This window comes from Phnomibacter sp., from assembly GCF_036803085.1.
GTDB lineage: Bacteria > Bacteroidota > Bacteroidia > Chitinophagales > Chitinophagaceae > Phnomibacter.
On record NZ_DAIRUZ010000006.1, the window covers coordinates 177,148 to 199,315 of the forward strand.

Here is a 22,168-nt window from a genome sequence, read left to right on the forward strand (position 1 = left end):
CTTTAAAACAACTTACTTCAACCCCTATGGCCAATTTTTCCAGCCGTCGAGAACGAGAAGAAATGCAGGAACTGCTGAAGGCATACAACAACCTTAAGCTGGGCCGGGCTGCCTCATTTTTAGAAGAGGAGGATTTCGAACGCATCATCAATTATTTCGACGACCAGGAAAATGTACCCGCAGCGCTGGAAGCCGCCAGCATTGGCCTCGAACATTTTCCTTTTGCCGCACCGCTCATGTTTCGCAAGGCCGATTTTCTGATAGCCGAGCAGCGGGTGGAAGAAGCACTGGAAGTGCTGGAAAAAGCGGAGTTGTACGATGCCAACGACATCTCTTTGTACATATTGAAAACAGATGCGTATCTGGCACTGGAGCAGCCCGAAAAAGCAGCCCGACTGCTGGAGGAAAGTCTGGCATTATTCAGTGGCGAAGAACGAATTGAATTGTTGTTTGAACTGGCTGATGTGTACGATGATTATGAAGATTTTCAAAAGGTGTTCGACTGTTTGAAGTTGATACTCGAAGAGGATCCTAACAATGAAGAGGCCCTGCTCAAAATTTGCTTCTGGGCCGACTTTACCGGCCGCAGCGAAGAAAGCATTCGCCTGCACCAATGGATTACCGATGAGCATCCTTTTAATGAACTGGCATGGTTCAATTTGGCAGCTGCCTATCAAGGGCTAAAACTCTACGAAAAAGCCATCGACGCTTATCAATATGCGCTGGCTATTGATGATAAACTGGACATTGCTTATCGCAATATGGGCGATGCCTATATCCGCATTCGCAAATACAAGGATGCCATTGAGAGTTTAGAAAAAGTGCTGGAGCTAAGCAGACCTGAAGATGTAATTTATGAAGCCATCGGCCACTGCTACCACAAGCTCGGCAACTTTCCACTGGCCCGTTTCAACTATCGCAAAGCCAGTCACATCAATGCCGATGATACCCGTATTCACTACAAAATAGCCATCACTTATTACCGCGAATCGAAGTTTGATAAAGCCATCCGGCAAATGGATTCGGTGATGCGTATTCATCGCAACCAGCCCGATTTTAATCTGCTGCTGGGCGATTGCTATTTGCAACTTGATAAGCTGAAAGAAGCGGCGCAACACTATGCAGCCGTAGTAAAAGCCAAACCCAAAAACCTGCGTGGTCAGGAGGCATTAATTGGTGTGCTGCTGCAGGGAGAATTTTTTGAAGAAGCACTGTCACAAAGCCGGGCGGCCTATGAATTAACGAAGGGCAATGCACAGTTTTTATACAGTGCCAGTGCGGCGCTTTTTGGTTTGGGTAAAACAAAAGAAGCCCTGCTTGAATTAGAAAACGCTTTATCCGTTCACCCACAGGGGTTTAAAAAAATGACCGATCTGGTGCCGGGTTTATTGCAAATGAATAAGGTGATAGATCTGGCAAATACCTATCTCAAGAAAAAAGGGAAACGCTAAATGAGGCTGCATTCTAACGCATATTTCATTCGTTATGGGGGCATTGTTGTGTGCATAAACCCTGATGATTGTCATGCGGCCGCACCCCGTTTTTGGCTTAGGTTTGCAGCCGTTCAAATTAAAACAACCAGTATGAATTTTACCCTTTCACAAATGCCCGACCGGTTTGTAAAACCTCGTTGCTGCGGCATTACCATGGTCATGGACAAGGGCCTGAGTATAGAAGAAGTGAAAAACTTTATGAGTGTTGCCTACCCGCATGTAGATGTGGTGAAACTCGGTTTTGGCACTTCGTACGTTACACCTGATTTGCGCAAGAAAATTGAAACCTATAAGTCTTACGATATCCCTGTTTACTTTGGTGGTACGCTGTTCGAAGCATTTGCCATTCGCAATCAGTTCGAGGATTACATTTCAGTCATTAAAGATTATGGTATCGATTGGATTGAAGTTTCTGATGGTAGCATTACCATTCCGCATGCTGAAAAATGCGGTTACATTGAAAAGCTCACCAAGCATGGCAAAGTGCTGAGCGAAGTGGGTAGCAAAGATGCTGCTCATATCATTCCTCCGTACAAGTGGATTGAACTGATGCGGGCCGAACTCGAAGCTGGCAGCAGCTATGTAATTGCTGAAGCCCGTGAGGCTGGTAACGTAGGCATTTACCGCGGCAGTGGCGAAGTACGTGAAGGTTTGGTGCAGGAAATTTTGACACAGATTCCTGCCGAAAAAATCATTTGGGAAGCGCCGCAAAAAGCACAGCAATTATACTTCCTCGAACTTATTGGCTGCAACGTAAACCTCGGCAATATTGCGCCTTCTGAAGTAATTCCTTTGGAAGCCATGCGGATTGGTTTGCGGGGCGATACTTTTAACCTCTACCTCGATAAGGAAAAAGCCTGATGCGCCTGTTCGGACTAATTGGTTATCCACTGTCACATTCCTTCTCCAAAAATTATTTCACCCGCAAGTTTGAAATAGAAAGGAGAATAGATTGCCGCTACGAACTATTTCCAATTTCCAGTATTGGCAAGTTGCCAGAGTTGTTGCAAAATCACCCGGAGCTGGAAGGTTTGAATGTAACCATTCCGTACAAGCAGGAAGTGCTGCAATACCTGCACGATACCAGTGGATTGCCTGCTGCCTTGCAGGCATGCAACTGCATTCGCATACGGCAAGGCAGGCTGAAAGGTTTTAATACCGATTACATTGGATTTGAAAATAGTTTGCAGCCTTTGCTGCAACAGCAGCACGTAAAGGCATTGGTATTGGGCAATGGTGGTGCATCAAAAGCGGTGATGTATGTGCTGAGCAAATTGGGCATTGCTTTCGAAGTAGTGAGCCGCAAATTGCATGATGGATCTACACTCACTTACGACCGGCTGACGCCTGAAGTAGTGCATTCACATCCGCTCATCATCAATACAACACCGTTGGGTACATACCCGAATGTGTTGGAAAAGCCTGTGATTCCTTACGATGCGGTGGGTGCAAACCATTTATTGTACGATTTGGTGTACAACCCCGAGCAAACGCAGTTTATGAAAGAAGGAGCCATTCGTGGTGCTGCTACCAAAAATGGCTACGACATGCTCGTAGGTCAGGCAGAAGCTGCCTGGCGCATTTGGAATGAACCATAATGCCCTGAAGTAAAAAATTAACCAATCAATTTGGCCTTCAATTCTGCGGAGATGGGGGCCATTTTTTGTGCCTGAAAATCAAACAGCACCATGCCTGTTTTGCCCAGTGCAGCAATCTTCGGCTGGCCATTGCGCTGCACGGTAAGGCGGTAATACACATCAAAACCAACACTGGAGAAATCGTCGAGGCCGACTTCAACTTTTACTACATCGCCATACTTTAATTGCGCCTTGTATTCTACACAGGCATCGGCCATAATCAGTCCAAATCCTTCTACATTCATTTCCGAATAGCCCCTCGACATCAGGTACAACATTCTTGCATCATGCATGATAGACAGGAAGGAATCGTTGCCTACATGGTCGGCATAATTGAGGTCGCTGATGCGAACGGGTATATCCACACTAAAAGGGTAGTGGCTCAGTTGCGGAATTTTAATACGGGGCATAACAGGCAATTACAGATGAGCTAAAAATTCGAACAATTTGGCCACGGCTTTTGCACGGTGGCTATACTGATTTTTTTCTTCCAAGGTCATTTGCGCAAAGCTGCGCTTGTCGCCATCGGGCACAAATACAGGGTCGTAACCAAAGCCGCCGGAACCTTGCACTGCTGTGGTTATTTGTCCTTCACAAATGCCTTCAAACAAATGTTCTTCGCCTTTCCAGCGGAGTGAAATAACGGTACGAAAACGGGCTTTTCTGTTGGCTTCACCTTGCATTTTTTGCAATAGCAGAGTCACATTATCTGCAAAGCTGGCTTTTTCGCCGGCATAGCGGGCACTGCGTACGCCGGGGGCTCCATGCAGTGCATCAACTTCCAGTCCGGTGTCTTCGCTAAAACAATCTTTTCCCGTAAGGGCCAATATCACCCCCGACTTTTCGCTGGCATTGCCCTGGAGTGTGTCGTGCGGTTCAGGAATGTCTTGCACAATGCCTGCTTCCTTTAGCGATAATACCTGAATACCAAAAGGAATGGCCTGTTGTATTTCGGCTACTTTATGGGCATTGTTGGTGGCGAAAATGAGTTGCATGAAAACGGCTGGTTCTTTAAAATGACTGCTGAAAATTTACAAAACAATATTTGAGGTAACGGGAGTAACGTTTACAGGTTTATGTAATGTCTCAAGTCTTTTCATTCGTTATCCAAAAATCTTTTTCAAAGCCATCCACAATTGTTTTTTCAGTTCTACCTGTGCGGGGCTGTTACCATTGATTTCTGCCAGTGAAGGCGCATACAAAAAGCGGCAATCATCCCATGGTTGCACCTGAAAGTAGGGAATGCGCATGGGTACACCAATGCTCACCGGCTCTACCCCAAAATACAGGGCCACTTTGGCCGGTAGCTGTGCTTTCAGTTCGGGGTAGGTTACCTGTTTGCCATGGGTGTTGAGGATGGCAATATGATCCATGCTCAGTTTCACAGAGGCAATTACTTTTTGCAAAAACTCCAGGTCTGCGTCTTTGCAATGCACGGCATTTGGCTCGTTCAGTATCAGCAATACCTGCTGCTTAAAATTGCCCAGCACGGCATGCGGCGGCAATGATAATGATGCGGGTGTAACCTCAACGGGCGTTGGCTCCGGCTCAGCAACAGGCATTGGCAGGGCCACAGGAGCAGGTTTGGGATCCTCGGTTGTTGGAACGGCTGCTTGTGCAGGCGGCACAGGCAGCACAGACTTTTGTGCGGGGGCGGCAGGCGGTGGTGCTACTGCGGCGGCTGTGCTGGCACGGGCTACGGGCTGGTAGTCGCCCTCTATCGAAACCAGGTGCTGACCAAACATGTCAGCCAGAATCATGTCTGGCAATCTTATCTCTTGAAATTCACTCTTTGACTCACTCATGACGGCTGGTTGGTAGGCATTTTGTTTCTTTGACAAAAATAAACGCTGAAAGATGATTGCAGCATTAGATGTAAAAGTAACCCTTGCAGAGAAAAGCAAACTCGAAGGTGTAAGCCTCGAAAAAATCCCTTTTGGCCGGATGTTTACCGACCACATGTTCATTGTGCACTATGAAAATGGTAGCTGGCAACAGCCCGAAATCAAACCATACCAGTCTATTTCCATCGACCCCAGCAACGCGGCGTTGCATTATGGTCAGTCCATTTTTGAAGGTATCAAAGCCTATCCGACCCCGGGTGGCGAAGTGGCCATTTTTCGGCCCATGGACAACTTTCACCGCTTCAACATCAGCGCCGAAAGAATGCAAATGCCCACCGTGCCGGAAGAAATTTTCATTGAAGGCATGCGCCAGCTGATTGAGATTGACAAAGCTTGGGTGCCGCAGTACCCTGACCATGCTTTGTACATCCGCCCTTTCATGTTTGCCAGCGACGATGCCATTGGCGTACGCCCTTCGGAGAAGTACACATTTATGATTATTCTGAGCCCTACAGGACCATATTTTACCGCTCCTATGCGGATATATGTGGAAGAATATTTTGTACGTGCAGTACCCGGTGGCGTAGGCTATGCCAAAACTGCTGGTAACTACGCGGCTTCTATGTATCCTACAGCCAAGGCCCGTGCCAAAGGCTACGACCAGGTGCTGTGGACCGACGCACTGGAGCACCGCTATGTGCAGGAAATTGGGGTAATGAATGTGTTTTTTATTGTCAATGGCAAAGCACTTACCCCAAGCCTGGAAGCAGGTACCATTTTGGCCGGTGTAACCCGCAACAGTGTTATCACCGTGCTGAAAGAAATGGGAGTCGAAGTAGAAGAACGCCCCATTGCCATTGAAGAATTACTGGAAGCCTATCAGGCGGGCCAACTCACCGAAGTATTTGGTGCAGGTACTGCTGCTACTATCAGTCAGATAAAAGAACTGCGCTACAAAGAAACCGACATGTTTTTCAACCCCGAAGACGCTCCCGTGGCAACTGCTGTGCTCAACAAACTCAACGCCATCCGCTACGGCCACGAAGCCGATGCACACGGCTGGATGTTTGGTGTGTAGCAACAAATTCACGAAGCAACAGGCGAAACTTTTTCATGTTGCTTAGTCCTTCTTTTTGCCTAAGTGGTTCAATAAAAATGTTTAACCAAATAAGAAAGACGTCTCCCAAAGGGGCGTCTTTTTCGTTATTAGCCCTCATGTACTTCGCCAAATATTTCTGTAGCATTGTGGTATGCCTATGATGGAGTACGTACCCAATATTTGGATTGGCGTTTTGCTGGGTTGTTTAGCCGGCTGGCTGGCTTATAGCAAGGGCTGGCTGAATTTATCCGGAGCGGCAGCTGCGGCCATGCTCGGTTGGGTTTTTTGGTGGCAGGGCGGACTTTGGTTATCGGTTGGGCTCTTGTTCTTTTTCATTTCAGGTACGGCTTTAGGCAAACTGCCCCGTAGCAGCCATAGCGACGCTAAAATGGGTAAGCCACGTGATTGGGTTCAGGTAATAGCCAACGGAGGCATTGCGGCCATTTTACTGCTGCTACACGCCACCACAGGACAAGAGGTGCTATTGTGGGCAGCATGGATTTCGCTGGCCATGAGCAATGCCGATACCTGGAGCAGTGAAATAGGCCAGTGGGCTGGCGGAAGGGTGGTGGATATTGTACGCTGGCAACAACTAACTGCCGGAGTATCGGGTGGTGTAAGCTGGCAGGGCACCGTAGGCGGTGCTTTGGGGGCGGCGGCCATAGCATCGTTGGCATGGATTGGAACAGATAGTTCCTTTTCTCAAATTATACTCGTTGCAGGTGTTGGTTTTGCCGGCATGCTGCTCGATTCTGTTTTGGGCAGTTTGTGGCAGGCAAAATACATAATGCCCAATGGTAGCTGGAGCGACCAGCCGCTATTTGCAAAGGCCCAATCTCCGCAGCGGGGCTGGATATTAATGACCAACGATGCGGTAAACTGGTTCAGTAATTTGCTATTGGTGACGGTGTTTCTACTTTTTTACTGGTAAAAAATGCTGACTTTTGCATCCGGCAAAGCAGCAATGCAGTCGGAAAACATGGGAATAGCGGGGTTTTTCCACCGTGGAGGTACCTAATCTTAGTAAAATCTCATTTTTCTTTGATTTTCTTTTTGGAATTAACTGCTCCACACTTACCTTTGCCGTCCAATTTTAAAAAGCATCGAATGCCTACTATTCAACAACTGGTACGCAAGGGTAGAGAAGTAATTAAAGCCAAGAGCAAGAGCCGTGCACTGGATGCATGCCCTCAGCGCCGTGGTGTTTGTACCCGTGTATATACAACAACGCCTAAGAAACCAAACTCCGCACTTCGTAAAGTAGCGAAGGTTCGTTTGACCAACAAGATTGAAGTGATTGCCTACATCCCCGGTGAAGGCCACAACCTGCAAGAGCACAGTATTGTACTAATCCGTGGTGGTCGTGTAAAAGACCTGCCAGGTGTACGTTACCACATCGTTCGTGGTAGCCTCGATACTGCCGGTGTAAAAGACCGTAAGCAGAGCCGCTCTAAGTATGGTACCAAGAAAGAGAAGGCTAAGAAATAATTTCTATCAAGATTTCAACTGATCATATATCATGAGGAAAGCGCAAGCCAAAAAGTTGCCACTGGCACCAGATCCAAAATTCAACGACAAACTGGTAACCCGTTTTGTCAACAACCTGATGTGGGAAGGTAAGAAGAGCACTGCTCTGACTATTTTCTACGATTCTTTGGAAAAAGTAGCCAAAATAACCGGTGAAGACGGATACGAAATTTGGAAAAAAGCATTGACCAACGTTACGCCTGCTGTTGAAGTGCGCAGCCGTCGTATCGGTGGTGCTACCTTCCAGATTCCTGCCGAAGTTCGCCCCGACCGTAAAATCAGCCTGAGCATCAAGTGGCTCGTTCGCTACAGCCGTGAGCGTAACGGTCGCAGTATGGCCGACAAACTGGCTAACGAAATCGTTGCTGCCAGCAAAGGTGAAGGCGCTGCCTTCAAAAAGAAAGAAGATACACACCGTATGGCCGAAGCCAACAAGGCGTTCAGTCACTTCCGTGTATAATCTTTCCTCCGCTTTTAAAATTGGTTTTTTAGAGGTGAATAAAAAGGTCCCGCCCCTTTGGGTGCGGGATTTTTTGCATATGTATCTCATCGCAATGCAAGTTGCTTGTATTTTGGTAGGCTGCTGCTTTTGCAAGAACTTGGCAGCATGAACCATACAGTTACCGGCAATCTGGTGGACATTGCCCGCAGTTCCATTTTCCCCGCCAATATTCATATTGCTGAAGGCTGCATTGCCAGCATTGAGCCCTTGGGTGACGCTATTATTCCATCGCTTCCTTTCATTACGCCAGGCTTTGTTGATGCCCATGTGCATGTGGAAAGCAGCATGCTCATTCCATCTGAGTTTGCCCGGTTGGCTGTGGTGCATGGCACCGTATCAACCATCAGCGACCCGCATGAAATAGCCAATGTATGTGGCATGGAAGGGGTTGAATACATGATTGAGAATGGCAAGACGGTGCCTTTCAAGTTCAACTTTGGTGCCCCCAGTTGTGTGCCTGCCACCATATTTGAAACAGCCGGTGCAGCCCTCAATGCCAAAGATGTTACTGCATTATTGCAACGGCCAGAAATAAAATACCTGAGTGAGATGATGAACTTTCCGGGTGTATTGTACAAAGACCCGGAAGTGATGGAAAAAATAGCCGCTGCACATGCGTTGGGCAAACCTGTAGACGGTCATGCCCCCGGCCTTCGCGGCGATGCGGCCCAGCAATACATTGATGCCGGCATCAGTACCGATCATGAATGTTTTACACTGGAAGAAGCCCTCGATAAACTACAGCGGGGCATGAAAATTTTGATTCGTGAAGGAAGTGCTGCTAAAAACTTTAATGCACTCATTCCGCTGTTGCCGGAGTGGTATGCGCAAATGATGTTTTGCAGCGATGATAAACATCCTGATAGTTTGGTACTCGGTCACATCAACCAGCTATGTGCCAGAGCTGTGGCACTGGGCATGGATGTGTTCAACGTGTTGCAGGTAGCCTGTGTAAACCCTGTGCAGCACTACAAACTCGATGTGGGGTTGCTGCAGCCCGGAGATCCTGCTGATTTTATTGTACTGAAAAACCTGCAGCAATTTGAAGTTGCAGCCACCTACATCAATGGTGAACTGGTGGCCAGCAACGGCGTTGCACATATTCAGCCACAAGAATGGCATATCATCAATCACTTTGATTGTGCTCCGACAACAGCTGCCGACTTTTCTTACCCACACCATAAATGGGGTGAAGAAGAAAACTTTGAGCAAGTGTATGCCATCGAAGCATTAGATGGACAACTCATCACCAATAAGTTGACGTTACCTATCACCGATTTTCCGGTACACGGTGATGCCATGCATGCATCTGTTGCAAATGACCTGTTGAAAATTGTGGTTGTCAACCGGTATCACCAGGCACCCATTGCCAAATCATTCATAAGAAATTTTGGTCTGAAAGCGGGTGCCATTGCCAGTAGTGTAGCCCACGATAGCCACAACATTGTAGCCGTTGGTGTGGATGATGAAAGCCTGAGTGCTGCTGTGAATTTGGTAATTGCAGCACAAGGTGGCGTAGCTGCTTGTGGCAAGGGAGAACAGCATGTATTGGGCTTGCCGGTAGCAGGGCTCATGACCAATGAAGATGGTTACGCAGTGGCTGAAAAATACACCGCCATCGATCAGTTTGTAAAGCAGGAGCTGGGTTCTACGTTGGCTTCACCGTTTATGACATTGTCTTTTATGGCGCTGCTGGTAATACCGCACCTCAAGCTGAGCGACAAGGGCCTCTTCGATGGCGATAGTTTCTCCTTTGTGTAGCAGGGCTTGCATTTGGCATTTGAATCGATTACCTTATCGATTCAAATCACTCCCACATGACTAACAATTTTTATCTGGCACTCTCAGCTATACTGCTGCTGCCATTGCTACCTGCTTTTATCATTTATAAGTTTTTGCCCGAAAGTGAAACCAATGTAGAGGGGCCTTACAAAAAGCTCAACCTGAAGTTGAAAGGTGCTTTTGCTGGCTATTTTTTATTGGTACTTATTGGCCTTGGGTTGCAGTATTTCATTTTGGGCAATGAGCAAACCAAACAACTGGAAGCATTGACGGCACAAGTAAAAGAACAAGACTCTGCTATTGCGGTGATGAAAAGCCAGCTGGCCAAATCGCCGGTGATAGACTGGCATGTAAAAGGCGTAGTGATGCCCGGCGAAAAAGAAGGCACCCGTTTCTTTTTTGATGATGGCACCACCACCAAAAATCCCGACGGCAGTTTTGAATTGATTAAAAGAAGCGTGGCCACACAAGGTTCGGCCAAACCACCCAAATGGATTTGTGTGTACAATCCCATTACGGGCTACAGAGTGGTGAGCCTCAACAGAGAAGTGAACCATCCCGACATTGCAGCTTTTGATGTGCAGTTCAACGAAGACAATCATGAAATCGTGATCCGCAAACCCATCGACATCAACAGCGCCGAAAAAGATTCGGTGGTAGCCGTGGCTGGTTTTTTGGAAAAAAATCCACAGTTGAAACAACAGGTAGAAACCAGTAATCCGCAACTATTTACCAAAGCAGATAAACTCAAAGTGGAGCAACAACAAGTCAAAACCAATCACTTGATTAAAGTTGTAAAACCTGGTACTATTTTAACTCATCAATAGTATAACGAGTAGCAAGTTATGCCGACTGACCAACCCACACTGCACCGCCAATGCTGCTGCGGCTGGCACCAGTTACGGTGTGCATCACGGTGTTTTCTTCCCGCCAGCGGAGTACACCCAATAATGCCATCACCAAGGCTTCTTTGTAGTTCACCAATCCAGCTTCGGGTACAATTACTTCTACCTGCATGGCTTGTAAACTTTGGCGAAGCCGGGCAATTAAAAAATCGTTGAACGCACCGCCGCCAGTCACCAATAGTTTTCGGGGTTGATCTGCAGACAACATTGGTAAGACTTTACCCAGGCTGCGGGTAGTTTGTATGCAAATGTGCTCCACCATAGTGCGTAGTGCATCTTGCACCGAAAGGTTGGCATCTTTCAGCAATGGATAAATAACATCGGTGCCAAACTGGTTGGCCAGTGATTTAGGAAATGGTTGGCTGTAATACGGCTGCTGATTCATTTTGGCCAGCACTTCATCCCGCACAAAACCTTTGGCAGCCAACGCACCGCCAGCATCGTAAGCTTGGCCTGCTTGTGCAGCAAACATATTGAGCACCCGATTGGCCGGGCAAATGTCGAAGGCTACATAACCATCGCCTACATTGGCAGAAAGATTGGCAATGCCACCAATATTGAGGAGGAGAGGGTAGTCGGCCAGCAACAACTTCTCGCCCATGGGCACAATGGGAGCCCCTTGTCCACCGAGGGCTACATCCATGGCCCGTAGGTCGCTTACTACGTTGATGCCGCTGGTAGCTGCAATAGCAGCACCATCGCCAAGCTGTGCCGTCGTGCGGCGCTCCGGCTCATGAAAAGTGGTGTGCCCATGGCTGGCAATGAGCTGTACCTGATGTTGCAGGTGATGCGTTTCTATAAAAGCATTGACTTGTTCGCCGAGGTAATGACCATATTCGGTGTGCAGGCGCAAGTAATCGGCTGCATTGAGGTCGGTGGCATGGCGCAGTTTGTGGGTCCATGTTTCGCTATACGGCATGCATGCGGAAGCCTTTATCTGGTAGCTCCACTTACCCCGGATTTCATCCAGCTCTGCAAAAACAATATCTAATCCGTCGAGGCTGCTGCCGCTCATTAAACCGATAACTCTGTAAAACATATTTCAATTTTCGGCCCGAAAGTTCGGACAGATAATTGATATTTGATTTTGATAAATGCAACCGCAATATCTGCAGGCTTTTGCAGGCCGGCAAAACCCTTTTTTGCGGCAGCTACATTACTTTTTATTTACAATTAGATAGCAGCAGATGGTCATTAATTTGAGTGAGCAAAACAGCCTGGTAAATACCTGGGTGGCAGAGTTGAGAGATGTAACCGTACAAACGGACAGGATGCGCTTTCGGCGCAACCTGCAGCGCATTGCCGAAATAGCCGCTTACGAAATCTCCAAATCACTCGATTGGGAAACCTACGATGTAGAAACGCCGCTGGGAAGCAGCCCTGCTATCCGTTTGAAAAAACAACCTGTGCTGGCCACCATTCTTCGTGCCGGTTTGCCCATGCACGAAGGCTTACTCAATTATTTCGACAGGGCCGACAATGCCTTTATTTCTGCCTATCGTAAACATCATCGTGATGGTTCATTTGAAATAAAACTCGAGTACGTGAGCTGTCCGGATTTGGATGGTAAAGTGCTCATTATTGCAGACCCTATGCTGGCTACTGGTGCTTCGTTGGTAAAGACCATTGAAGAACTGGTGGGCGAAGGCTCGCCTGCACAAATACATATTGTATGTGCCATTGCCTGCAGTGTGGGCATCGAGTATGTACACAGAAACGCCCCCAACGTAAAAATCTGGTGTGGTGATATTGATGATGAGCTGACGGCCAAGGGCTACATTGTACCTGGCTTGGGCGATGCGGGTGATTTGGCATACGGTCCGAAAACACAGCAGTAGTCGCCGCTTTATTTGTTAAACATCGCATTTGTTGCGGCTGCAAAGCAACGTATCCATAAATTAGTGTTGTCTGCTGATCAAATTATGCGCATTCTCACCACCATCATACTGCTCTTTACCCTTCAGGCAACGCATGCACAGGATCCTCGTTTCAGTCAGTTTTTTGCATCACCGCTTTCGCTGAATCCTGCACTCACTGGCCGATTTGATGGCAGCATGCGGGTGGCGGGCAACTATCGCAACCAGTGGCCGACTATCAACAACGCATTCACTACTTATACGGTAAGTGTAGATGCGCCGATTCTCACCGGCCGCTTACCGGAGATAGACCGGCTTGCCATTGGCGGTATGGCTTTTGCCGATGAGCAAGCTGATGGCGTATTGAAAAATACCTATTACTCTCTCAGTCTTGCGTATCACAAAGGGCTTGATGAAGATGGTTTCCATTCGGTAACGGTAGGCTTTCAGGGCACATATGCGCAAAAGCGGTTGAACACCGCCAACCTGAAGTTCGAAGACCAGTTGCGCAGCGATGGTTTCACGGGTATTACCAATGAAATTTTCAATCCGCAAAACCTCAATATCAATTATTTCGGTTTGAATACCGGTGTACTGTTCAGTGGTGTGTTTGATGGCAACATGAACTATTACGCCGGTGCTTCTTTGTACCATATCAACAGGCCGAAAGAATCATTTCGGGGAGCCAATTTCGATTTGCAGCACCGCTATACGTTGCATGGCGGATTGTATTGGCCGTTGGCCAGTGGTACGGCAACTGTATACACATCGGGCTTGTACCAAAGTCAGGCGGGTGCCCGTGAAGCAGTGCTGGGTGCAGCTGTTGGTTTCAATTTGAACAATGATATTGATTACCGCCCCACTACTTTTTATGCCGGCAGCTGGTATCGCTTTGGCGATGCATTGATTCCTTACATCGGATTAGAATTTGGCAACTGGCGTTTTGGTGCTTCTTACGATGTGAATACCTCTTCATTAAAATCTGCAAGTAACAGCCGGGGCGGGTTTGAAATCTCGCTGATTTACATCCATAAAAAAGATGGTTCTATAGGCATCAACTGTCCGAAGTTCTAACGGTTTTGAGCTGTTTTACCACTCACAAATTTGTTGCCTTTTACAATGAACCGATAGGGAAGTAAAGCGTCTTCTCCGGCATAATCTACCCCAATGCGGGGTGTAGCAATAATGTCTGATTCTTTGTAACTGAAACCATCATCGGCAATCCAAATCTGTTGTCCCGTAAGGCTTTCGCCGCTGTGCAGGGTATGAATGCCCATGGCTTGTGCCAAACTGCCGGGTCCTTTGGTGAGTGTAGCATCCAATTGGTTTTTATTGCGGCGTTCCAACATTTGCTCTATGCCAAACATCGGCTCTGCCGCTCTGATGAGTACAGCTTGTGGTACATCTTTTTTACCAGTAACCACATTGAACAAATGATGCATGCCATAGCATAAATATACGTACGCTATTCCGCCAGTTGCGTACATGGTTTCTGTGCGTTTGGTGCGGCGGTTGCCATAGGCATGGCTGGCTTTGTCTACTACGCCGTTGTACGCTTCTGTTTCTACAATTCTGGCATAGCAGTGCTCGTTATCCCAACGGGTATGCAGTACCTTGCCCAAGAGTTGCGCAGCTACTTGTACCACATCTGTTTGCCTGTAAAAAGAGATGGACAAAGGTTTCATGCATCAAATATCCTGTGTGGGCTGTAATATTGTTTGGAAAAGCGTGACGAAAAAATAGGATACATATATTTTGCTCAAAGAAATCATCATATCCATTGAAGCCTACGGCAAGGCACACCGGTTCATTGCCACCCACAAACTGTGGCGTTGGATTTTAATACCGGGTATTTTATACATGCTGTTGTTTGCCGTAAGCATGTATTTCTTTTGGAACACCGCCAGCGATGCCGTGGATTATCTCAACACCATCACGGGTTTGCGCAGTTGGCTCGATCGTATGAACAGTGGTTGGCTCAGCTTCCTCGTGTCGTTTGCAGAGTTTGTGCTAACGCTCATCATGCTGCAGTTTTATTTTTCGTTGTTCAAGTTTTTATGGCTCATCATTGGTTCTCCCGTATTTGCCTATCTCAGCGAAAAAACAGAAGCCATTCTCGAAGGCCGCGATTTTCCTTTTAGCGTAGCGCAATTATTGAAAGACATGGTGCGGGGTATCAAACTGGCATTGCGCAATACTCTTTGGCAAACGGTGTACATCATTGCAGTGATGCTACTTTCACTAGTGCCATTGGTTGGTTGGGCAGCGCCATTGCTGGGCTTGTTTATTGAATGCTATTACTACGGTTTCAGCATGCTCGATTATAGTGCGGAGCGTCACAAAATGAGTGCCGGCCAAAGCATTGAATTTATCAGTCAGCACAAAGGATTGGCCATTGGCAATGGTATGGTGTTTTATCTCATGCACATTGTGCCCATTATAGGTTGGGTGCTGGCACCAGCTTATGCGGTGGTAGCTGCTACTATAAGTTTGTATCATCGGGAAGAAAATTTATAAGGCTGACCACAGACCACTGACGACCGACCACGGATGAAATCCGACATCAAACATCATACATCAGAAATCTTCACTATGTCCGTTTATCTTATTCCCTGTTATCTCTACGAAGGTGTGAATGAAACCATTCCGCCGTATGTGCTGGATGCAGTGAAGCAGTGCAGTGTTTTTTTTGTAGAAAATGAACGGACGGCAAGGCGCTATCTCAAAAGCATGTGGCGGGAAATGGTGATTGATGATTACCGCTGGTATGCCATTGGCAAAGCAGAAGAAGATGTGCTGAATGCCTTTGCACAAGAAGTAAAAAATGGCGCCAACATTGGCATCATCAGCGAGGGTGGCTGCCCGGGTGTAGCCGACCCCGGCCAACTATTGGTAGCCAAAGCGCAGCAGTTGCAGGCAACCGTGAAACCCTTGGTTGGGCCGTCTTCTATTTTGCTTGCACTTATGGCTAGCGGGCTCAACGGACAGCATTTTTCTTTTCATGGCTATTTGCCCATAGATGCCGCAGAGCGGAAAAAGAAATTACAGCAACTGGAAGCCGAAGCACAAAAAACGCAGGGCTGTCATTTGTTTATTGAAACGCCATACCGCAATGAGCCGATGTTGAAGGACATGCTGCAACACCTGCAGCCCAATACCCGCTTATGTATAGCAGCAGATATGACGGCACACAGTGAATGGGTTGTTACAAAAACAATAAAGGAATGGAGAGTAACTACCATTCCTTCACTGCACAAAAGACCCGTTATTTTTTTAATAGGGTGATTTTTGTGGCGGTGCAATTTCCTTAATGGAAATGATACTATCCACAATGTATTTGCTGTTTCCGCGCCAGGGTATGGCACCCAAATATTCAGTATAGCTAAGCTCAACCTGTTTGCCACTGCTCAGGCGCAGTTTTTCGGCAATGGCTTCGTTGGTTACGCTGAATTCAAACTCGTTGCTCTGCACACTACCCGGTACCTGCGATTTGTAACCGGCCTGAATGAGCCTGCCTTCCCAGGTTTTAAACACATAGCCTTTGTACACCACAAAGTTGAGTTCGCCAGCTTTCACGCCTTTTTCGCCAAAAGGGAAATAAAAACGCCACCAAAACAACAGGCCGGCGGCAACAAGAATGATAAGTGTGGTAATGCCAACAAATTTGCGCATGGAAAACGGTTTGTACGAATGTAAGGAACACCCGGCAGCGTCTAAAATTTTAGTCGTGGGATTGTTCAAGATTGCTTCATCAATAATTAGCGAACCTTCCAAGTATTTTATCGTTACTTCACAGGTTCAAAAAAACAACCGACGTTCAGTATGAGAATTGGAATAGTGCTCTACCCCACATTTGGCGGTAGTGGCGTGCTTGCTACAGAACTGGGTATGGCACTGGCCAACCAGGGACATCAGGTGCATTTTATCACCTATCGCCAACCCGTTCGGTTAAGTGCATTCAATGCCAATATTTTTTACCACGAGGTTCGTATTACCACTTATCCGCTGTTTGAATATCCACCATACGAGTCGGCGCTGGCCAGCACCATTGTAGATGTGGTGCTCAATCAAAAACTCGATTTGCTGCATGTGCACTATGCCATTCCGCATGCATTGAGTGCCTACATAGCCCGGCAAATTTTGGAGAAGAATGATGGCATTCGTTTGCCGGTTATTACCACCCTGCATGGTACAGATATTACGCTGGTAGGTAAAGACAAAACTTACGAACCGGTGGTTACTTTCAGCATCAATGAAAGTGATGCTATTACGGCCGTATCAGAGAACCTGAAAGAAGAAACCTACAAGTCTTTTCATGTAAAAAAAGAGATTGAAGTCATTCACAACTTCGTAGACGTTAGCCGGTTTTCTAAAAAGCCGATTGATGCTTTCCGCAAAGCAGTGGCGCCGAATGGCGAACGTATTCTCATACATGCCTCCAACTTCAGAAAGCTGAAAAGGGTAGATGATGTGATCCGCATTTTTGCCAAAGTATTGAAACAGGTGCCCAGCAAACTCATGATGGTGGGTGATGGTCCTGAACGCCACATGGCCGAAGAGCTGAGCCGCGAATTGAATATTTGTGACCATGTTCGCTTTGTGGGCAAGCAGGAGCAAATGGAAGATGTGATGGTGATTAGTGATTTGTTTTTGCTGACCAGCGAATACGAAAGTTTTGGCCTGAGTGCATTGGAAGCCATGGCTGCCAGCGTACCTGTGTTAAGCAGCAATGCCGGCGGTATTCCCGAAATAAATGTACATGGTGTAACCGGATACATGGCACCAGTTGGCCACATTGATGAAATGGCTGAATACGCCATCAGCATGCTCAAAGATGACGACACCTTGGCCCGCTTTAAAAAGCAAGCCTACGAGCATGCCTGCAAGTTCGACATACAGCAAATAGTACCTAAATACGAAGCATTGTACGAATCGGTATTGGCACAAGTACAATAATTTCTTTTGGAAAAAGTACATAAATAGAAAAGCGTAGGTTGTTGCCTACGCTTTTCTATTTATGAAGGAAAGTCTGCTATTGATTAGCCGGCCATTTTGCCAATATAATGCAGTAGCTCATTCTTTTTGGCTTCGCTGCGGAAGGCGCCACTAAAGTGGCTGGTAACCGTAGTGCTGGTTTGGTCTTTGATACCACGGCTGCTTACACACATGTGGGCTGCGTCAATAATCACGGCGATGTCTTCTGTTTCCAACACTTGCTTGAGGTGATTGGCAATTTGCACAGTAAGGCGCTCCTGCACTTGTGGCCGCTTGGCAAAGTGCTGTACAATGCGGTTGATTTTGCTGAGGCCAATGACTTTACCATTGGAAATGTAGGCTACATGCGCCTTGCCAATGATGGGTACAAAGTGGTGCTCACAGTTGCTGTAAAAACTAATGTTTTTTTCTACCAGCATTTCGTTGTACTGATACTTGTTGTCGAACAGGGCAATCTTCGGCATGTTCTTGGGGTCAAGGCCGTTGAAGATTTCCTGCACATACATTTTGGCTACGCGGCGGGGTGTACCCTTCAGGCTATCGTCGGTAAGGTCGAGGCCGAGTGTAAGCATGATTTCACGAAAATGGCCTTCGATAATATCCATTTTGCTGTCGTCGCTCAGGTCGAATGCATCAGGACGCATCGGTGTATCGTAACTGGTGGCAATGTGTTCATCGCCTATTTCGTCAATGGTGAGTTGGCCAATGCCATCTACTTCTTTCATGTTGGCTAAGGTTTCATGTGTTTCAAAACCTGTTTCTTCCAACACTTGCTTAGCCGGGGTATTCCACAAAGTTCCGTTCTGTTTCATACAATCTGATTTTAAGGTCATGCGATGGATCTATATGTGGCCGTAGCAATTGGTAAATAACTACTACTATGTTTTCGGCCGTAGGAATGAGGTTTACAAAAGCATCCGTGTCGAGGTTCAGGTTTTTGTGGTCGAAACGCTGATGTACTTCCCGCTTGATCAGGTCGCTCAGTACTTTCATGTCAATCACATAGCCGGTTTTGGGGTCAATCTCTCCCGTTACCTGCACAATTAATTCATAATTATGCCCATGGTAGTTGGGGTAATTGCATTTACCAAAAATGGCGGCATTCTCCTCTGCCGACAGCGCCGGATTGTGCAGGCGATGCGCAGCATTGAAGTGTTCTTTTCTGAACACAGATACTCTCATAGAAATTTTTTTTCGGTATCAACACTGTTTCCCTGAAGTAGAAAACCATTGGTTTTGCTGGCTTAAAAGTGTGTTAAGCACTGGCAAAGCCATCAACAGATAGTGCAGCATGTTACCGGCTAATACTACAATACTGCGAAAAAAAGGTTGAAAGAAAGCGAAAATGGTTTTGTTAAGGATGGGCATCTTTTTCATTGGCCTGTCATGCAGGCCGTTACCGATGCATAAAAAATCACGCCCTTTCCAACCTTTTGCGCCTACATTCCCTCTTGGATAATAAAGCACCGCGTAGTGATCAACGAACAACTGATACGTGACTGTCAGCAAATGAAGCGACCGGCCCAGCGCATGTTGTACGAGCAAGTGGCGCCCAAACTGTACCACACCTGCAGGCGGTACCTACGGCACCCACACGAAGTAGAAGATGTACTGGCCGAAACCTGTTTTATTATCCTCACCAAAATTGGGCAGCTCAAAGAAGTGCAGGCTTTTGAGGGCTGGGCCAAACGCATAGCCGTGCATGAATGCCTGGCTTACCTGAAAAAGAAAACCAGCTTTGCGGTTCACATGGATGAGGATGCCGTGGCACATATGCCCGACGACAACACGCCCATTCCCATGGCCAGCGCCGATTTAATGGCAATGGTACACCAGTTGCCCGATGGTTGCAAAGCAGTGTTTAACCTCTATGTGATAGAAGGCTACACCCACCGCGAAATTGCTGAACTGCTCAGCATTTCCGAAGGCACGTCGAAATCGCAGTTGAGTTTCTCCCGCAAAAAATTGCAGGAGATGGTACAAACATTTTATGACCAATCTTTTCAGCGCCATGAGCAATCAAGATAAATTTTTCGAATCGTTTAAAGATGCGGCCCGCCATACCGAAGAGCAACGTTTTGATGGCTTTGACGCCGTGTGGCAGCGGGTAGAACAGCGGCTGGATGAACAGCAGCAACCCAAGGCCGTTATATTTCAGTGGAAGCGGATACTGAGCATTGCTGCCGCCGCCATCGTGATACTCATGCTGGGCATTTGGCGATATAATGCAACAGCACCAACCATTGCTCCTTCAGTTGATGTGGTGAAAGTGGAGCCAGTAGCTCCTACCGTTCCACAAGACACTGCGGCATCCATTGCCAGCATTAGCAACACACCAGCACCTGCATCAGTAAGAGAGAACGAAGAAGCCTCGCCACAAAAAGAAATTGCAGCCTCCAATACCACGTCTACCAATACGGGCAATCAATTGCAGGAAGTGGCTACTGTATTACCACCTGCTGCTCCTACAACTGTGCAGGATACAGTACAAACTGTAGCCATTGCCAAACCAGCTGAAACACTTACCAGTGGCTTGGATGAAGTTGTGGTAACAGGTTCTGTTTCGGCAAAGAAAAAAAGTATGGCTGTAGCACAGTCCAAACAAGAGCAACAACAACGCAGAGAACTTACACAAGCCTTGCAGGGCAGGGTAGCGGGGTTGGATGTACGAAGCAATCAGGCCGTACCGCCAAAGCCATCATCCAACTTCAGCATAACCGGTGCTGCTACACAAGTACGCATCCGTGGTGCTGCCAGCCTCAATGCAAACGACCAACCGCTCTATGTACTCAATGGAGTGCCCGTGTCAGATAATTATATCAAAAAAATCAATCCTGCAGAAATAGAATCCATTGATGTGTTGAAAGACGGCAAAGCATCCGCTATTTATGGTAGTCGTGCTGCGCAGGGTGTGGTTGTCATCAATACCAAAAAGCGCAGCAAAAAAGAAGATGCTCAGGTAGATAAACTCAAGCTAAACCTGCAGCAGATAGGCGTTTCCGCCGAAAATGGAAGATTACAAATTGAACCATATCCTATAGAAGCAGAGTCGTACAATCCGTTTGTAGAAAATCCGTTTACCAATCCTGCACTAGAGCCGCTTAGTACATTTAGTATTGATGTTGACAATGCTTCGTACAGCAATGTGCGGCGCTTCATCAACAATGGTGAGCAGGTACCACCCAGTGCCGTTAAGATTGAAGAAATGGTGAACTACTTCAAGTATAATTATGCTGCACCTACGGGCAATATGCCTTTTGCCATGTACACCGAGTACAGCCAGGCGCCATGGAATAACGGACATACATTGCTGCGGGTTGCTCTCAAAGCAAAAGAGCTGCCACAAGATGATTTGCCGGCTTCTAATCTGGTGTTTTTAATTGATGTATCGGGCTCCATGAATGAGCCCAACAAGTTGCCCTTGCTCAAGCAATCCATGAAAGTGTTGATAAAGAAACTGCGGGCAGTAGATCGGGTAGCTATTGTGGTGTATGCCGGTGCTGCGGGTGTGGTATTGCCCAGCACCAGTGCACAATACAAAGACAGCATTATTCAAGCCATTGATAAATTGGCTGCAGGTGGCAGCACAGCCGGCGGCGAAGGCATCGACCTGGCTTATAAAATTGCGGTTGACAATTTTATCAAGAAAGGAAACAACCGCATAGTGCTGGCTACCGATGGCGATTTTAATGTAGGCATCAGCAGCACCGGCGATTTGCAAAAGCTCATTGCACAAAAGCGCCAAACCGGTGTATACCTTACCTGCCTTGGTTTTGGCGATGGCAACTACCGCGATGATGTCATGGAATCTCTCGCCGAAAAAGGAAATGGCAACTATGCTTACATCGACAATTTGCAGGAAGCCAACCGGGTGTTGGGAAAAGAGTTTGCAGGCACGGTGCATGCAGTGGCGAAGGATGTAAAAATTCAAATTGAATTCAATCCGCAGCATGTACAGCGCTACCGGTTGTTGGGCTACGAAACCCGCATGTTGAAAGCAGAAGACTTTGCCAACGATACCATTGATGCCGGTGAGTTGGGCAGCGGCCACGTGGTAACAGCTTTGTATGAAATTATTCCCACCGGCGCCGACAGTAAATTTTTACAAAATGAACCAATACTTAAATACAACAACCGTGATAAGAATAATACACGGTATCAGCAAGAGTTGGCCACCATCAAGTTTCGCTACAAGCTGCCACAAGAAAGCAAGAGTACTGAAGGCTTGCAGGTAATTGATGCACAATCGCAGCAGTTGGACAAGAGCAGTAATGATTTTCGGTTTGCAGCAGCAGTAGCGTGGTTTGGGTTGGTATTGCGCCACTCCGAATTGATAGGCGAATTCAAATTAGAAGATCTTATTCACCTTGCCCGCTATGCAAAAGATACCGATATCGATGGCTACCGCAGCGAATTCGTTCGCCTCGTAGAAACCTGGGCAAGATGATTTTTTCACCTGACAGCTTCGCAGATGCTGTCAGGTGAAAAATTGCATAAATGTATTTAAGAGAAAATAATCTGAAGCATC

Annotated in this window: 24 protein-coding genes; 16 read left to right on the plus strand and 8 right to left on the minus strand. The window is 47.0% G+C overall.

Features of this window, described 5'->3' with window-relative positions; genetic code table 11:
• The first annotated feature begins 26 nt into the window (after positions 1 to 26).
• The 3 genes from V7Q13_RS13060 to V7Q13_RS13070 all read left to right on the plus strand — a co-directional run bounded on the left by V7Q13_RS13060 (position 27) and on the right by V7Q13_RS13070 (position 3,091).
• Positions 27 to 1,451, plus strand: a complete 1,425-nt coding sequence (locus tag V7Q13_RS13060; protein WP_333801119.1) for a tetratricopeptide repeat protein — start codon at positions 27 to 29, stop codon at positions 1,449 to 1,451.
• A 132-nt stretch (positions 1,452 to 1,583) separates the two neighbouring features.
• Positions 1,584 to 2,354, plus strand: coding sequence for a phosphosulfolactate synthase (locus tag V7Q13_RS13065; protein ID WP_333801120.1), 771 nt, complete (start codon positions 1,584 to 1,586; stop codon positions 2,352 to 2,354).
• On the plus strand, positions 2,354 to 3,091 hold the full coding sequence (locus tag V7Q13_RS13070; RefSeq protein ID WP_333801121.1) for a shikimate dehydrogenase family protein: 738 nt from the start codon (positions 2,354 to 2,356) through the stop codon (positions 3,089 to 3,091). Before V7Q13_RS13065 ends, V7Q13_RS13070 begins: the two co-directional genes overlap by 1 nt.
• Positions 3,092 to 3,108: 17 nt before the next feature.
• On the opposite strand, the gene V7Q13_RS13075 is transcribed toward V7Q13_RS13070, so the two are convergent.
• The 3 genes from V7Q13_RS13075 to V7Q13_RS13085 form a co-directional block, all read right to left on the minus strand.
• On the minus strand, positions 3,109 to 3,540 hold the full coding sequence (locus V7Q13_RS13075) for an acyl-CoA thioesterase (RefSeq protein WP_333801122.1): 432 nt from the start codon (positions 3,538 to 3,540) through the stop codon (positions 3,109 to 3,111).
• Between the two features lie 9 nt (positions 3,541 to 3,549).
• Positions 3,550 to 4,125, minus strand: coding sequence for an RdgB/HAM1 family non-canonical purine NTP pyrophosphatase (gene rdgB / locus V7Q13_RS13080; RefSeq protein WP_333801123.1), 576 nt, complete (start codon positions 4,123 to 4,125; stop codon positions 3,550 to 3,552).
• Positions 4,126 to 4,233: 108 nt separating this feature from the next.
• Positions 4,234 to 4,935, minus strand: a complete 702-nt coding sequence (locus V7Q13_RS13085; protein ID WP_333801124.1) for a hypothetical protein — start codon at positions 4,933 to 4,935, stop codon at positions 4,234 to 4,236.
• Between the two features lie 52 nt (positions 4,936 to 4,987).
• On the opposite strand from V7Q13_RS13085, the gene V7Q13_RS13090 reads away from it, so the two are divergent.
• The 6 genes from V7Q13_RS13090 to V7Q13_RS13115 all read left to right on the plus strand — a co-directional run bounded on the left by V7Q13_RS13090 (position 4,988) and on the right by V7Q13_RS13115 (position 10,711).
• On the plus strand, positions 4,988 to 6,052 hold the full coding sequence (locus tag V7Q13_RS13090; RefSeq protein ID WP_333801125.1) for a branched-chain amino acid aminotransferase: 1,065 nt from the start codon (positions 4,988 to 4,990) through the stop codon (positions 6,050 to 6,052).
• A 178-nt stretch (positions 6,053 to 6,230) separates the two neighbouring features.
• Positions 6,231 to 7,004 carry a DUF92 domain-containing protein gene (locus V7Q13_RS13095; protein WP_333801126.1) on the plus strand — a complete coding sequence of 258 codons (774 nt, stop codon included), beginning with the start codon at positions 6,231 to 6,233 and terminating at the stop codon, positions 7,002 to 7,004.
• A 176-nt stretch (positions 7,005 to 7,180) separates the two neighbouring features.
• Positions 7,181 to 7,561: a 30S ribosomal protein S12 gene (rpsL, locus tag V7Q13_RS13100; protein WP_333801127.1), complete on the plus strand. Its 381-nt coding sequence runs from the start codon at positions 7,181 to 7,183 to the stop codon at positions 7,559 to 7,561.
• 31 nt (positions 7,562 to 7,592) lie between these two features.
• Positions 7,593 to 8,060, plus strand: a complete 468-nt coding sequence (gene rpsG / locus V7Q13_RS13105) for a 30S ribosomal protein S7 (protein ID WP_157479411.1) — start codon at positions 7,593 to 7,595, stop codon at positions 8,058 to 8,060.
• A gap of 147 nt (positions 8,061 to 8,207) precedes the next feature.
• Positions 8,208 to 9,863 (plus strand): adenine deaminase, encoded by a 1,656-nt coding sequence (gene ade, locus V7Q13_RS13110; RefSeq protein WP_333801128.1) that lies wholly within the window; start codon positions 8,208 to 8,210, stop codon positions 9,861 to 9,863.
• A 56-nt stretch (positions 9,864 to 9,919) separates the two neighbouring features.
• Positions 9,920 to 10,711 (plus strand): hypothetical protein, encoded by a 792-nt coding sequence (locus V7Q13_RS13115; RefSeq protein WP_333801129.1) that lies wholly within the window; start codon positions 9,920 to 9,922, stop codon positions 10,709 to 10,711.
• 16 nt (positions 10,712 to 10,727) lie between these two features.
• Here V7Q13_RS13115 and V7Q13_RS13120 read toward each other — a convergent pair whose 3' ends face one another.
• Complete coding sequence (locus V7Q13_RS13120; protein ID WP_333801130.1) at positions 10,728 to 11,828, minus strand: anhydro-N-acetylmuramic acid kinase; 1,101 nt, start codon at positions 11,826 to 11,828, stop codon at positions 10,728 to 10,730.
• Positions 11,829 to 11,976: 148 nt separating this feature from the next.
• On the opposite strand from V7Q13_RS13120, the gene upp reads away from it, so the two are divergent.
• Positions 11,977 to 12,627 (plus strand): uracil phosphoribosyltransferase, encoded by a 651-nt coding sequence (gene upp, locus V7Q13_RS13125; RefSeq protein WP_157479407.1) that lies wholly within the window; start codon positions 11,977 to 11,979, stop codon positions 12,625 to 12,627.
• An 84-nt stretch (positions 12,628 to 12,711) separates the two neighbouring features.
• Positions 12,712 to 13,719, plus strand: a complete 1,008-nt coding sequence (locus tag V7Q13_RS13130) for a PorP/SprF family type IX secretion system membrane protein (RefSeq protein ID WP_333801131.1) — start codon at positions 12,712 to 12,714, stop codon at positions 13,717 to 13,719.
• Here V7Q13_RS13130 and V7Q13_RS13135 read toward each other — a convergent pair.
• A complete protein-coding gene (locus V7Q13_RS13135) occupies positions 13,716 to 14,330 on the minus strand; it encodes a DNA-3-methyladenine glycosylase (RefSeq protein ID WP_333801132.1) in 615 nt (204 codons plus the stop codon). The genes V7Q13_RS13130 and V7Q13_RS13135 overlap by 4 nt on opposite strands.
• Before the next feature lie 70 nt (positions 14,331 to 14,400).
• On the opposite strand from V7Q13_RS13135, the gene V7Q13_RS13140 reads away from it, so the two are divergent.
• Positions 14,401 to 15,162, plus strand: a complete 762-nt coding sequence (locus tag V7Q13_RS13140; RefSeq protein WP_333801133.1) for an EI24 domain-containing protein — start codon at positions 14,401 to 14,403, stop codon at positions 15,160 to 15,162.
• Positions 15,163 to 15,237: 75 nt separating this feature from the next.
• Positions 15,238 to 15,930, plus strand: a complete 693-nt coding sequence (locus V7Q13_RS13145; RefSeq protein ID WP_333801134.1) for an SAM-dependent methyltransferase — start codon at positions 15,238 to 15,240, stop codon at positions 15,928 to 15,930.
• On the opposite strand, the gene V7Q13_RS13150 is transcribed toward V7Q13_RS13145, so the two are convergent.
• Entirely contained in the window at positions 15,919 to 16,317 is a 399-nt protein-coding gene (locus tag V7Q13_RS13150) for a hypothetical protein (RefSeq protein ID WP_333801135.1), read from the minus strand. The genes V7Q13_RS13145 and V7Q13_RS13150 overlap by 12 nt on opposite strands.
• A 150-nt stretch (positions 16,318 to 16,467) precedes the next feature.
• On the opposite strand from V7Q13_RS13150, the gene bshA reads away from it, so the two are divergent.
• A complete protein-coding gene (gene bshA, locus V7Q13_RS13155) occupies positions 16,468 to 17,601 on the plus strand; it encodes an N-acetyl-alpha-D-glucosaminyl L-malate synthase BshA (protein WP_333801136.1) in 1,134 nt (377 codons plus the stop codon).
• Positions 17,602 to 17,684: 83 nt separating this feature from the next.
• Here bshA and folE read toward each other — a convergent pair whose 3' ends face one another.
• Both folE and V7Q13_RS13165 read right to left on the minus strand, forming a co-directional pair.
• On the minus strand, positions 17,685 to 18,452 hold the full coding sequence (folE, locus tag V7Q13_RS13160; RefSeq protein WP_333801137.1) for a GTP cyclohydrolase I FolE: 768 nt from the start codon (positions 18,450 to 18,452) through the stop codon (positions 17,685 to 17,687).
• Positions 18,415 to 18,822: a 6-pyruvoyl trahydropterin synthase family protein gene (locus tag V7Q13_RS13165; RefSeq protein ID WP_333801138.1), complete on the minus strand. Its 408-nt coding sequence runs from the start codon at positions 18,820 to 18,822 to the stop codon at positions 18,415 to 18,417. The genes folE and V7Q13_RS13165 overlap by 38 nt, the downstream gene beginning before the upstream one ends.
• A gap of 291 nt (positions 18,823 to 19,113) precedes the next feature.
• Between V7Q13_RS13165 and V7Q13_RS13170 the strand changes: the two genes are divergently transcribed.
• Together V7Q13_RS13170 and V7Q13_RS13175 are read left to right on the plus strand one after the other, a co-directional pair.
• Positions 19,114 to 19,668 (plus strand): RNA polymerase sigma factor, encoded by a 555-nt coding sequence (locus tag V7Q13_RS13170; protein ID WP_333801139.1) that lies wholly within the window; start codon positions 19,114 to 19,116, stop codon positions 19,666 to 19,668.
• Positions 19,631 to 22,087 (plus strand): YfbK domain-containing protein, encoded by a 2,457-nt coding sequence (locus V7Q13_RS13175; protein WP_333801140.1) that lies wholly within the window; start codon positions 19,631 to 19,633, stop codon positions 22,085 to 22,087. Before V7Q13_RS13170 ends, V7Q13_RS13175 begins: the two co-directional genes overlap by 38 nt.
• The last annotated feature ends 81 nt before the right edge of the window (positions 22,088 to 22,168 follow it).